The sequence below is a fragment of the Streptomyces sp. HNM0645 genome (genome assembly GCF_030056615.1).
Classification (GTDB): Bacteria; Actinomycetota; Actinomycetes; order Streptomycetales; family Streptomycetaceae; genus Streptomyces; species Streptomyces marianii.
This window is the reverse complement of sequence record NZ_JASHLT010000003.1, coordinates 146,728-158,970: the sequence shown is the minus strand read 5'-3', so window position 1 is coordinate 158,970 and position 12,243 is coordinate 146,728. Positions and strand designations below refer to the sequence as shown.

Genomic DNA, 12,243 nt, shown 5'->3' with positions numbered 1-12,243 from the left:
TTCCGGCCGTTGTTGTTGCCACCCTGATCGTTACGGCCGTTGTCGTTCCGGCCGTTGTTGTTGCCACCCTGATCGTTACGGCCGTTGTCATTGCGGCCGTTGTTGTTACCGCCCTGGTCCTGGCCGTTCCCGTTGTTGTTCCCGTTGCCGTTCTGGTCCTGACCGAAGCCGTTCGCGTTCGCGTTCCCGTTCCCGTTGACGTTCGCGTTCCCGTTCGCGTCGACCTCGTCCCCCGCCCGCTTGCCACTCGGGCCGTAGTACCCTCCGCGGTCGGCGCTGAGGTTGGCGGCGGGAAAGGCGTTGGACGACACCGTGCCACCGCGGTGGCAGCCGTCGACCAGGATGGTCAGGGTCGAGCCCTGGTGGACCTCGGACGGGGAGAGACGGACGTTGGCCGGACCGTTGCCGCCTCCGGTGGCGGTGGCGGCGACCACGGGAGAAGTGGCGCCCATGGCCGCACACGCGGTGATCGCCACCGCGACAGCGCGTGAAGCACGCATGGTTGAACCTCCATCGGAGGTGCGCCCCGGAACGGTGCTCCGGAGATTTCGACGAGAACGCCCTCCATGACGAAACCCTCACCGGCTTGCACATCCGTCGCATTTCGGGACTCGTCCACCCCGGTGATCGACACGCCGGGGCGAGCAGCCCGGATCTGACGGAGCCGCAGGTCACGGACCGTCAGAGAATTTGCCCGACTGTCTACTCGTATGGGTCACCCCGACCGGCCGTACCACCCGTTCGCCCCTCTCAGGTCGCGGCCTCTCCCTCATGTGCTTAGCGTGCGGGCAGACGATGAGATGGGAGAACCATGCGCCGGCAGGAGTTCACGGGGTCGGATTCGAGGAGACGCTCCCCTTGGGGCGTACTGGCCCTTGTCATGCTCACAGGACTCGCACTGGTGCGGAACGGCGTCGACGTCGGCATGGGGCCGCCCCAGCCCGCCGTGGCGGCTTCGCTGGACGACGTACGCGCCAACCAGGACTCCATTCCACTGCCAGGCACCGTCGAGCCGCTGCCGTACGCCCCGGCCTCGCGGATCGCCATCCGATCCGTCGGCGTCGACGCGCCCATCATCGACGTGGGGCTCGACACCAACGGCTGGATCGAAGCCCCGCCGGCACAGGACACCAACCTCGCCGGCTGGTACCAGAACGGCATCGCTCCCGGCCAGCAGGGCACCGCCGTGGTCGTCGGCCATGTCGACAACGCCGGCGGGCCCGCCGTGTTCTACGGGCTCGGTTCGATGCAGAAGGGCCAGCACGTCGAGGTGACCCGCTACGACGGCCGGGTCGCGGTCTTCGAGGTGTACGGCGTCGAGGTGTTCTCCAAGAACAACTTCCCGGGCGCCCGGGTCTACGGGGACACCGGCACCCCTGAACTGCGGGTGATCACCTGCGGCGGCGGCTACTCGCGAAGCACCGGATACGACGGGAACGTCGTCGTCTTCGCCCGTATGGTCACCACGCGCTGAGGCCGCTCCCCCGCCGGACGGCCGCCCGTGGGCGGTCCGTCCGGCGGGGGAGCACGGTCCGGGCGGCAGCGGCGACGCGGCCCCGGCGACGGCAGGGCGGCGCGACCGCGCGTCCTCCGTTCAGTGCCTGCGCACCAGGGGGAACGGCAGCGTCTCGCGGATGGTCAGCCCCGTCAGGAACATCACCAGCCGGTCCACACCGATGCCGAGCCCTCCGGTCGGGGGCATCGCGTACTCCAGGGCGTCGAGGAAGTCCTCGTCGAGCTCCATGGCCTCGGGGTCGCCGCCGGCCGCGAGCAGCGACTGGGCGGTGAGGCGCCGCCGCTGCTCGACCGGGTCGGTCAGCTCCGAGTACGCCGTGCCGAGTTCGGTGCCGAAGGCGACCAGGTCCCACCGTTCCGCGAGACGTGGGTCACGACGATGCTGACGGGTCAGCGGGGACACGTCGGTCGGGAAGTCCTTGTAGAAGGTGGGCAGCTGGGTCTTCTCCTCGACCAGCCGCTCGTACATCTCCAGGACGACGTCGCCGCGCGTGTCCTCGGGGCCCTGCGGCACTCCCGCGAGGTCACAGAGCCGTCGCAGCCGCTCCTCGTCGGTGTCGGCGTCCACCTGTTCGCCGAGCGCCTCGGACACTGCTCCGTACAGGGTCTTGACGGGCCAGTCGCCGGAGATGTCGTGGACGACGAGCTTGCCGTCGGGGCCCCTCTTGTGGGCGACCGGAGCGCCGAACGCGGCGGTGGCGGCGCCCTGGATGAGCTCGCGGGTCAGGTCGAGCATCACGTCGTAGTCGGCGAACGCCTCGTACGCCTCCAGCATCGTGAACTCGGGGTTGTGCTTGTACGAGACGCCCTCGTTGCGGAAGGTGCGGCCCATCTCGAAGACCTTCTCCATGCCGCCCACACACAGCCTCTTGAGGAACAGCTCGGGGGCGATCCGCAGGTACAGGTCCATGTCGTAGGCGTTGATGTGGGTGGTGAACGGGCGGGCGTTGGCGCCGCCGTGGATCTGCTGGAGCATCGGGGTCTCGACCTCGAGGTAGCCGCGGTCGAGCAACCCCTGCCGCAGAGCCTGCACCGCCGTGGAGCGGGCCCGGACGACGCTGCGGGCGTCGGGGCTGGTGAAAAGGTCGAGATAGCGGCGGCGTACCCGTGCCTCCGGATCGGCCAGTCCCCGGCGTTTGTCGGGCAGCGGACGCAGGCACTTGGCGGTGAGCTGCCAGGTGTCGGCGAAGACGGTGAGCTCGCCGCCGTCGCTGGCACCGACCTCGCCGGTGGCCGTGACGTGGTCGCCGAGGTCGACGTCGGCGGAGAAGGCGGCGAGCACACCGGGACCTGAACCGTCGCGGGTCAGGGCGATCTGGAGGTCGCCGGACCAGTCGCGCAGCACGGCGAAGAGAACTCCGCCGAAGTCGCGTACGGCCATGACCCGCCCGGCGACCGTGGCCCGTTCCCTGGTACGGGCCCCGGGCGGCACGTCAGGATGGGCTGCGCGTACGGCGGCGAGCGGGTCGGTCCGTGCGGCGACCCCCACGGGGTACGGGTCGACGCCCCGCTCGCGCAGCCGTTCGAGCTTGCGGTGGCGGATGCGTACCTGTTCGGGCAGCCGGCGCTCCCCCATGGGCCGTACGGTGTCGGGTCCGGCGAGTTCCAGCGCGTCGAGCGGCGGGAGGTCCCTGGTGCCGGCGACCGGCCCGGCGACGACGCCGCGCGGCCGCCCGTTGCCCCAGCGCTTGCGCAGCCGGGGCACGGAGACGAAGCCCTCGGCGATCGCCGAGGCGAGGCCGATACGGGCGAGGGCCCCGGCATCCCCGTAGCAGAGGAAGCGCGGGTACCAGGCCGGCTGGTACTTGACGTTGGAACGGTACAGCGCCTCCAGCTGCCACCACCTGGAGAAGAACAGCAGCAGCCTGCGCCAGAGCCGGAGGACGGGTCCCGCGCCGATCCTGGCGCCTTCCTCGAAGACGGAGCGGAAGACGGCGAAGTTGAGGGAGATCCGGCGCACACCGAGCTGCGGGGCCTCCGCGCACAGCTCGGCGACCATGAACTCCATGATCCCGTTGGGTGCGTGGTCGCGGTCCCGTCGCATCACGTCGAGGGAGATCCCGTCGCGTCCCCAGGGGACGAAGGAGAGCAGGGCGATGAGGTCCCCGTCGGCGTCGAGTGCCTCGACGAGCAGGCAGTCGCCGTCCTCGGGGTCGCCAAGCCGGTCGAGGGCCATGGAGAAGCCGCGCTCGGTCTCGGTGTCGCGCCAGGCGTCGGCGCGGTCGATGATCTGCTTCATCTCGTCGGCGCCGAGGGCGGAGTGCCGGCGGATGCGGGTGGTGGCCCCGAGTCTGCGGACCCGGCCGACGGCCTGCCGGGTGACGCGCATGTCCCGGCCGTTCAGGTCGAAGCGGTCGACGTGCAGGATCGCCTCGTCCCCGAGCTGGATGGCGCCGAGCCCCGAGCGGGCGTAGGCACGCGCGCCGTCCTCGGACGCCCCCATCACGGCCGGCGCCCAGGCGTAGCGGCGGGCGACGTCGAGCCAGGCCTCGACGGCGGGGGTCCATGCCTCCGTGTCGCCGACGGGGTCCCCGCTGGCGAGGGCCACGCCGGCCTCGACGCGGTAGGTGACGGCGGCTTTGCCGTTGGGCGCGAAGACGACGGCCTTGTCCCGGCGGGTGGCGAAGTAGCCGAGCGAGTCCTGGGAGCCGTAGGCGCCCAGCAGGGCGCGGATACGGGGTTCCTCGTCGCCGTGCAGCGCGGCCTCCATCCGCTGGGAGCGGAACAGGGTGCGGGCGGAGTTGAGCAGCGCGAGCGCGCCGAAGAGGCCGAGGAGGAAGAACAGGGCGCGGGGCGGAGTGCCGTCGAACTGGGCGTTGGAGACGAGCCCGCCGAGCACCCGGTTGGCGGCCCACGGCAGCCGCTGCGCCTGCGGGAGGTCGTTGGGGAAGAGCTCCACGAGCCCCCAGCCGACGAGCACGGCCAGCACGAGCCCGAGGACGAGCACGAGAAGGGCGTGCCGCAGGGCCCCGCGGCGGGTCAGGGCGTAGAACTCGCCGCGCGCGGCGAACAGCACGCCGAGGGCGATCAGGCACAGGACCAGATTGGGGATCCACGACCAGCCCCGCAGCAGGGCCAGGGTGAGGACGTCGGTGAGGACGAGCAGGGCGAGATAGGCGACGACGAGCCACCAGGCGGCCTTCTTGCGGGCGCCGATGGCCGCCGCCAGCAGGAGCAGGAAGACGGCGTAGGCCAGGTTGGCGCTGACGGGTACGGCCACCAGGTCGAGGAACGCGGAGACCGGGCTCAGCAGCCTGCGCAGCGGGGCGATCAGCGCGATCACCGCGCAGTACACGCCGAGCAGGGCGAAGAACATCGCGAAGGCGCCCGGCACCCTGGCCGTCAGGCCGCTCCGGGCGGCGGTCGCACGCTCCGCCACGCTGATGCTCATGTTCCGCACTCTAGGGAGACGGCCGCCGGGCCGCCTGTCGGGCGGGCGGGGAGTCCCCCCGCGGGGACGCGCCCTGCAGGATCCGCGGGGCACCGTCCAGCCTCGTTGCCGTGAGTGGGCAGCCCCGGGTTTTCGAGCGCGGTACGGACGGTCCGAAGGTGATCGTCGCGGGTGTGGACGGTTCGGAGTCGTCGCTGCGGGCGGCGCCGTACGCCGGCGGTCTGGCGCGGCGGCAGAACGCGCTCCTCGCGCTCGTGTACGTGCAGCCGCTGATGAGGCGGGCGCCGCCCTCGGCGCGCGGACACCACCGGGGAGATGGCGGAGGGGCTGGTCGCGGAGATCCGCGAGGCGGCCGAGCGGGTGCGGGGCATCTGGGACGTGCGCTGGGAGTTCCACACCTTCCGCGGCGATCCGTACAACGGGCTGGTGGCGGCCGCCGACGAGCTCAAGGCGGACGCCGTGGTGGTGGGCGCGTCGGAGTCGGCGGGACACCGGATCGTCGGCTCGGTGGCCGTACGGCTGGTGAAGGCCGGGCGCTGGCCCGTGACGGTGGTTCCGTAGCCTCCCGGAACCCTCGCCTCGGCGCGACCGCATGTCGTCTTCCACCACTGCCCCGCCTCGGCCATCATGAGCCGCCATCGGCCGACTGCAGTCCGCGAAGAGGTGTCTCATGGCAGGGCTCCGCGTGGGGCAGGGCGTATTGCGCCGCAAGCCCATCGCACAGATCCGGGAGGGCGCTCCGAGCGAGCAGCTGACCAGAACGCTCGGCCTCTGGCAGCTCACCGCGATCGGCGTCGGCGGCATCATCGGCGCCGGCATCTTCGCCCTGGCGGGAGCGGTGGCCCACGACAGGGCCGGACCCGCGGTGGTGGTGTCGTTCCTGATCGCCGGTGTGGCGAGTGCCGCCGCGGCCTTTTCGTACGCGGAGTTCGCCGGCCTGATCCCGAAGGCGGGTTCGGCTTACACGTACGGGTACGCGGTGCTCGGCGAGTTGGCGGGCTGGTTCATCGGCTGGGACCTGCTGCTGGAGTACACGGCGATCGTCGCGGTGGTCGCCATCGGGATCTCCGGCTACTTCGGGTTCCTCCTGGCCCAGCTGGGGCTCGATCTGCCCGCGTGGATGCTGGGCGCGCCGGGCACGGGTCCCGGGCACAAGGTCGACCTCTTCGCGATGGTCCTGTGTCTGTTCATCGCCTATCTGCTGACGCTGGGCATCAAGAACGCGGCCCGTTTCGAGACGGTCGTGGTGGTGCTGAAGGTACTGGTCGTGCTGCTGGTGATCGCGGTCGGCTTCTTCCACATCGACACGGCGAACTACGACCCCTTCTTCCCGTTCGGGGTCGGCGGGGCCGTCACGGGGGCGGCGACCGTCTTCTTCGCGGTGTTCGGCTACGACGCCATGTCCACGGCCGCCGAGGAGTCCAAGGACGCACAGCGGCACATGCCCAGGGCGATCATCTACTCGCTGGCGATCTCGATGGTGCTCTATGTGCTGGCCTGTCTGGTGCTGACGGGTATGCAGAACTACAAGGAGATCGATCCGGAGAGCGGCTTCTCGACGGCCTTCAAGGCGGTGGGATTGGAGAGCCTGGCCAACGTCATCGCGATCGGCGCCATCATCGGGATCCTCACCGTGATGTTCACGTTCATGCTGGGCGTGACGCGCGTGTGGTTCTCGATGAGCCGCGACGGACTGCTGCCGCGCTGGTTCGCGAAGACGCACCCCACGCGGCACGTGCCCCTGCGGGTGACGTGGATCGTCGGTGCCGGCTCCGCGCTGATCGCCGGCTTCCTGCCGATCGGCGAGGCCGCCCAGCTGACGAACATCGGCATCCTGCTGGCCTTCGTGGTGGTGTGCGTCGCGGTGATCGTGCTGCGCTACCGGCAGCCTGAGCTGCCGCGGACGTTCCGCTGCCCGGGCATGCCGTTCGTTCCGGCGATCGGCGTGGTGTTCTCCCTCTGGCTGATCACGTTCCTGGACCGGCAGACCTGGGTCCGGTTCGTGGTGTGGCTCGTGGTCGGGCTGATCATCTACTTCGCCTACTCGTACCGGCACTCGAACCTCGCGAGGGAGGAATCCGCCGGGCCGGCGGAACCGGACGGGTGACCGTGGACTGTCGCGCGGCCTGACGTACTCGCGACGGCCCCGCCCCGTCCGGCGCCGTCCCACCGGATGCGCGGCCGTCGCGAGTGCGTCCGGCCGACCGTTCGGCGCACCACTCGCCGCACTGTGCGACCGCTCGTCGCACACCCGTGCTCGGCGCCTGTCCCTCCGCTCGCCGATGCGCTCGTATACGCCACGAAGCACACGTAGCACCGAACCCCCGGAAGATCCTGCGGAAAGGGAGCCGACGATGACGACGGCGACGGCGACGGCCGACGAGCGGGCCCTGGCGAAGCTGCAGCGCGAACACGGTCCCGCCCTGCTGAGCTTTCTCGTCGGCCTGACGTACGGCGACCGGCAGCGTGCGGAGGACCTGCTGCAGGAGACCCTGCTCAGGGCCTGGCAGCACCCCGAGGCGTTCGACGCGCCCTACGAGTCGATGCGGCCGTGGCTCTTCACCGTCGGACGGCGCCTCGCGATCGACGCGCGCCGCTCGCGGCTCGCGCGGCCGGCGGAGATCGGGGACGGCGTTCTGGCCGCGACGCCGGACCCCTCCGACGTGACGGACCGGGCGGTCGCCGCGCTCGACGTGCGGGCCGCGGTCAGGTCGCTGAGTCCCGAGCACCGTGCCGTGCTGGTGCAGATCTACTTCCGGGGCCGCAGCGTGGCCGAGGCCGCCCGGGCGCTCGGCATCCCGCAGGGCACGGTCAAGTCCCGTTCGCACCACGCGTTGCGCGCCATGGCCCGCGGTCTGCCGGGCTACAACAGGCGGTCGCTCTCCTCGGCGGCGTGAGCCGGCCGCCCTCCGTGCGCCCAAGGGACGGCGCCGCCGGCGGCCGCCCGTCCCCGGGGAGCGCGGAACGACCGCCCGCCCGTTCGTCGCGGGCCGCTCCGGGTGCGGCACGCGCCGGTGCGAGCACCACCGGACAAGGGCCGGTCACTTCCGACCCCGGATTCCCACGGGGCACCTGCTCTCCCTGGTGCCACGGTCACAGGCGACCGGATTCGAAACCACCCGCTCGAGTTGAGTAAAGAGGAACCGTGACACGTGTCTTCAGGTGGAGGCTCGTCGTCGAGACCCGTGCCCGAACACGTCCCGGGAGAAGGTGGAGAGAGTGCGGCCCGAGAGTACGAACGGCACCAGCGGAGGCGGTCTGGCAGTCCCCATGGCATGGCTGTGCGCCGAGTACCTCGCCGACGAGGTGCTGCGCACCGGCGGTCTGGTGGAGCCGGGTTCGCTGGAGTACAGAGCCGGCCGGGCGACGCTGGCGCTGACGGTCCACCTGTGCGGCGCCGAGGACGGCCCGGCCGGAGTCCCCACCGCGTCACGGCTGGACGAATGGCTGTCCGTCACGGCCTACGGCCAACCGTGGCAGGAGTGGGTGCGCGACCGCATGGCCGAACGGGAGTCGTTCGACCGGGGCGTCCCCGGCACGGACCCCGATCTCGCCCTGGCCCGCGACACCTGGGGATGGCTGGAGCGGACCGAGCTCCTCGCCGCCGATCTGGGCGACACCGACCCGTGGCACCCGGCCCTTCCGGTGGACCCGGCAGCCGGCGAGAACGCCCAGGTCTGGACGCCGGCCTGGCGTATCGGTCTCCCGCTGGGCCATCTGGCCGTCCATCTGTACTGAGCTCGTCGAGGTACTGAGCTCGTCCTTGAGGTACCGACGCCGTCCTTGAGCGCGTCCGCCGTCGGCCTCCGCCCTCACCTCTGCCGCTCCCCCGGTGCGGCCGGGCCCGCACCGCACCGCACCGCACCGCACCGGCTCAGGCTGCGCCCGCGTTCTTGTGCACGCCCGCGCGGTACTTGGGGACACGCACGGTGATCTTCGTTCCCGCCCCGACCCCCGTCTCGATGACCAGTCCGTGGGCGTCCCCGTACACCTGACGCAGCCGCTGGTCGACGTTGGAGAGACCGATGCCGGAGGGACGGTCGGCCTCCCGTGCGAGGATCCGGCGCAGTTCGGCCGGGTCCATTCCGATGCCGTCGTCCTCGATCGTCACCACCGCCTCCGAGCCCGCGTCCTGGGCGGAGAGGGAGATCCGGCAGGTCCGACCGGTGTCCTCGAGACCGTGCTTCACCGCGTTCTCGACGAGTGGCTGGAGGCAGAGGAACGGCAGTGCTACCGGGAGGACTTCGGGCGCGATCTGGAGTGTCACCTTCAGCCGGTCGCCGAAGCGGGCCCCGGCGAGGGCGAGGTACTGCTCGATGCAGCGCAACTCGTCGGCGAGATGGGTGAAGTCGCCGTGCCGGCGGAAGGAGTAGCGGGTGAAGTCGGCGAACTCGAGCAGGAGTTCCCGCGCCCGTTCCGGGTCGGTGCGGACGAAGGAGGCGATGGCAGCGAGCGAGTTGAAGATGAAGTGCGGGGAGATCTGGGCGCGCAGGGCACGGATCTCGGCCTCGATGAGCCGGGTGCGGGAGCGGTCGAGCTCGGCCAGTTCCAACTGGACGGAGACCCAGCGGGCGACCTCGGTGGCGGCCCGTACGAGGACCGCCGACTCCCCCGTGCCGTAGGCGACGAGCGTGCCGAGCACGCCCTCCTCCCCGGTCAGCGGGGCGATCACGGCCCAGCGGAGCGGGCATTCCACGTCGTCGCAGCGGGTACGGACGCTCTGGCTGCGACCGGATTCGAGGACGTCGCCGACGCGGTGCATCACGCGCTCCCGGTGATGGTCCGCGCCGATTCCGTCCCAGGCGAGGACGGTCTCCCGGTCGGTGAGGCACAGCGCCTGCGTGCCGAGCAGTGAGCGCAGCCGGCGGGCGGCCCTGCGCGCGGTGTCCTCGGTGAGCCCGGCACGCAGCGGCGGCGCGGCGAGGGAGGCGGTGTGCAGGGTGTGGAAGGTGGCCCGCTCGACCGGCGTACCGAGGTCGGGCCCGTTGCCGGCCCCGCGGCGGGCCGTGACCCGGCCGAGGGCGAAACCGGCGGCGAGCAGTACGGCCGCGGCCGCGCCGAGTGCCGCCAGCGCCGTCCCGGTCATCGCTGTGCTCCTTCGTGCTGCGGTCGGCCGACGAGGTCCTCCGGCAGATGGAGGCGGGTGAGGATGGCGGCGGCGCCGGGAGGTACGTGGCGGGGCGTCGCCAGCGACACCAGGATCATGGTGAGGAAGCCGAGCGGCACGGACCAGACGGCCGGCCAGGCCATGAGTGTGTGCGGCCACCCCTCGGGGGCGAGTCCGGCCCGGGTGGCCATCACGGCGGTCAGTGCGGCTCCGCCGCCGGTGACCAGTCCGGCCGCGGCGCCCGGCGGGGTCAGTCCGCGCCACCAGATGCCGAGGACGAGCAGCGGGCAGAAGGACGACGCGGAGACGGCGAAGGCCAGCCCGACGGCGTCGGCGACCGGCACGTTGGTGGCGACGACGCTGACGGCGAGCGGCACCGCCATGGCGAGGACGGTCGCGAGCCGGAAGTGGCGTACGCCGCGCGAGGGCAGGACGTCCTGGCTGAGGACCCCGGCGACGGACATGGTGAGCCCGGACGCGGTGGACAGGAAGGCGGCGAACGCGCCGGCCGCGAGGAGGGCGCCGAGCAGATCGCCCGCGAGTCCGCCGACCATCCGTTCCGGCAGGACGAGCACGGCGGCGTCGGCGTCGCCGGTCAGGGCGAGTTCCGGGGCATAGATCCGGCCGAGGGCCCCGTACACGGGAGGCAGCAGGTAGAAGGCACCGATCAGGCCCAGGACCACGAGGGTGGTGCGGCGCGCCGCGCGGCCGTTGGGGCTCGTGTAGAAGCGGACGGCGACGTGCGGCAGGCCCATGGTGCCGAGGAAGGTGGCGAGTATCAGGCCGTACGTGGCGTACAGCTGGTAGCCGTCGCGCCCGCCCGCGAGGGGCTGGGACCAGCCGGCGGGGTCGGCGCCGGTGGACGCCCGTTCGGGTATGTCCGCCCCCGGGGGGAAGGTGAGCGTGGTGCCCGACTCCACATGGTGGGTGCCCTCGTCGAGGATGGTCCGGCCCCCCTCGTGGCGGGTGCCGTCGATCGTGCCGGTCACCCCGACGGACAGCGGTGCTTCCAGTTCGATCCGTACGGTGGCGTCGAGCCGGACCTCGGTGTGCTCGCGCAGGACGGCGGGCGCGTCGAAGCGTGCCCGGGGCGCGTCGTCCCCGGCCCAGGCGGCGACGAGGAACAGGGCGGGCACCAGCAGCGCCGTGAGCTTCAGCCAGTACTGGAACGCCTGTACGAAGGTGATGGAGCGCATGCCGCCCGCGGCGACGGCGCCCGTGACGACGACGGCGACGAGGAGCCCGCCGAACCAGTCGGGGGCGCCGGTGAGGATCTCCAGGGTCAGTCCCGCGCCCTGGAGCTGCGGCAGCAGATAGAGCCAGGCGATACCGACGACGAACAGGCTGGCGAGGCGCCGCACCGCAGGCGACTCGAGCCGCGCCTCGGCGAAGTCGGAGAGCGTGTACGCGCCCGAGCGCCGCAGCGGAGCGGCGACGAGGACGAGTAGCACGAGGTAGCCCGCCGTGTAGCCGACCGGGTACCAGAGCATGTCGGGGCCCTGGAGGAGCACCAGTCCGGCGATGCCGAGGAAGGAGGCGGCGGACAGGTACTCGCCGCTGATGGCGGCGGCGTTCAGCCCGGGGTTGACGGTGCGTGAGGCGACGTAGAAGTCGGAGGTCGTCCGGGAGATGCGCAGGCCGAGGGCGCCGATGAGGACGGTCGCCAGCACCACCAAGGTCACGGCCGTCACCGCGTAGGTCTGGTTCACCGGTCGTCCCCCACTGGCGGTCTCAGCGGCCTTCGACGAGCCCGGTGAAGTCCTCTTCGTTGCGCTCGGCGCGGCGGACGTACCAGCGGGCGGTCAGCCACATCAGCGGGTAGACGCCGACCCCGAGCACCACCCACACGAAGGGCTCGGGCGAGGAGAAGGAGCCGAGGACGGCGGCGGGGAAGGCGAAGAGCAGTGGGAGCGTGCCGACGAGGACGGCGAGCGTGCCCAGCGCGTACAGGGCGGCACGCAGCTGGCTGCGCATCAGGGAGCGGACGTAGACCGTGCCGATCGTGGTCTGCTCGCTGATCTCCGAGCGGGCGGGGGCGTGTCCGGGGCGGCGGCGGGTGCCGCGGGGCACGCCCGTGACGACTTCACGGCGGGGTGGCTGTGCTGCAGACATCGGCGTCCGCTCCCGGCGTTCTCTCGGCGGCTCGTACGGGACGGCCGCTCACTGCGACGGGCGGCCTGCCCGCAGGGGTCGTTGGAGTCTACGCAGGTGGGGCGAGGGAGGGATAGGC

At 71.8% G+C, this 12,243-nt stretch carries 9 protein-coding genes and 1 pseudogene; 5 read left to right on the top strand and 5 right to left on the bottom strand.

From position 1 onward, the window contains the following. A partial coding sequence (locus QMZ92_RS02995; protein ID WP_283295649.1) for a hypothetical protein occupies window positions 1-500 on the bottom strand: 500 nt, incomplete at its 3' end. Window positions 501-811: 311 nt separating this feature from the next. On the opposite strand from QMZ92_RS02995, the gene QMZ92_RS02990 reads away from it, so the two are divergent. Further along, window positions 812-1,474 carry a class F sortase gene (locus QMZ92_RS02990; protein ID WP_283295648.1) on the top strand — a complete coding sequence of 221 codons (663 nt, stop codon included), beginning with the start codon at window positions 812-814 and terminating at the stop codon, window positions 1,472-1,474. Between the two features lie 120 nt (window positions 1,475-1,594). Here QMZ92_RS02990 and lysX read toward each other — a convergent pair whose 3' ends face one another. Next, on the bottom strand, window positions 1,595-4,906 hold the full coding sequence (gene lysX, locus QMZ92_RS02985) for a bifunctional lysylphosphatidylglycerol synthetase/lysine--tRNA ligase LysX (RefSeq protein WP_283295647.1): 3,312 nt from the start codon (window positions 4,904-4,906) through the stop codon (window positions 1,595-1,597). 158 nt (window positions 4,907-5,064) lie between these two features. Between lysX and QMZ92_RS02980 the strand changes: the two are divergent. The 4 genes and pseudogenes from QMZ92_RS02980 (at window position 5,065) to QMZ92_RS02965 (ending at window position 8,644) form a co-directional block, all read left to right on the top strand. Further along, window positions 5,065-5,467, top strand: a pseudogene (locus QMZ92_RS02980) (universal stress protein). A gap of 109 nt (window positions 5,468-5,576) precedes the next feature. Further along, the gene (locus QMZ92_RS02975) at window positions 5,577-7,013 is read left to right on the top strand and encodes an amino acid permease (RefSeq protein ID WP_283295646.1); all 1,437 of its coding nucleotides are present in this window, start codon (window positions 5,577-5,579) and stop codon (window positions 7,011-7,013) included. Window positions 7,014-7,260: 247 nt separating this feature from the next. Further along, window positions 7,261-7,803, top strand: a complete 543-nt coding sequence (locus QMZ92_RS02970; protein ID WP_283295645.1) for a sigma-70 family RNA polymerase sigma factor — start codon at window positions 7,261-7,263, stop codon at window positions 7,801-7,803. A 322-nt stretch (window positions 7,804-8,125) separates the two neighbouring features. Next, on the top strand, window positions 8,126-8,644 hold the full coding sequence (locus tag QMZ92_RS02965; RefSeq protein ID WP_283295644.1) for a hypothetical protein: 519 nt from the start codon (window positions 8,126-8,128) through the stop codon (window positions 8,642-8,644). A gap of 136 nt (window positions 8,645-8,780) precedes the next feature. Here QMZ92_RS02965 and QMZ92_RS02960 read toward each other — a convergent pair whose 3' ends face one another. Genes QMZ92_RS02960 through QMZ92_RS02950 form a run of 3 tightly spaced genes read right to left on the bottom strand, consistent with a single transcriptional unit; the run spans window position 8,781 to window position 12,125 of the window. Beyond that, a complete protein-coding gene (locus tag QMZ92_RS02960) occupies window positions 8,781-9,992 on the bottom strand; it encodes a sensor histidine kinase (RefSeq protein ID WP_283295643.1) in 1,212 nt (403 codons plus the stop codon). Next, window positions 9,989-11,722, bottom strand: coding sequence for a sodium/solute symporter (locus tag QMZ92_RS02955; RefSeq protein WP_283295642.1), 1,734 nt, complete (start codon window positions 11,720-11,722; stop codon window positions 9,989-9,991). The genes QMZ92_RS02960 and QMZ92_RS02955 overlap by 4 nt, the downstream gene beginning before the upstream one ends. Before the next feature lie 22 nt (window positions 11,723-11,744). Beyond that, window positions 11,745-12,125: a DUF485 domain-containing protein gene (locus QMZ92_RS02950; RefSeq protein ID WP_283295641.1), complete on the bottom strand. Its 381-nt coding sequence runs from the start codon at window positions 12,123-12,125 to the stop codon at window positions 11,745-11,747. Window positions 12,126-12,243: the final 118 nt, after the last annotated feature.

What these genes read in the sequence shown, in the direction of transcription:
- QMZ92_RS02990 (WP_283295648.1), top strand. Translation starts at nt 812, where the DNA reads ATGCGCCGGCAGGAGTTCACGGGGTCGGATTCGAGGAGACGCTCCCCT.
- lysX (WP_283295647.1), bottom strand. Translation starts at nt 4,906, where the DNA reads ATGAGCATCAGCGTGGCGGAGCGTGCGACCGCCGCCCGGAGCGGCCTG.
- QMZ92_RS02975 (WP_283295646.1), top strand. Translation starts at nt 5,577, where the DNA reads ATGGCAGGGCTCCGCGTGGGGCAGGGCGTATTGCGCCGCAAGCCCATC.
- QMZ92_RS02970 (WP_283295645.1), top strand. Translation starts at nt 7,261, where the DNA reads ATGACGACGGCGACGGCGACGGCCGACGAGCGGGCCCTGGCGAAGCTG.
- QMZ92_RS02960 (WP_283295643.1), bottom strand. Translation starts at nt 9,992, where the DNA reads ATGACCGGGACGGCGCTGGCGGCACTCGGCGCGGCCGCGGCCGTACTG.
- QMZ92_RS02950 (WP_283295641.1), bottom strand. Translation starts at nt 12,125, where the DNA reads ATGTCTGCAGCACAGCCACCCCGCCGTGAAGTCGTCACGGGCGTGCCC.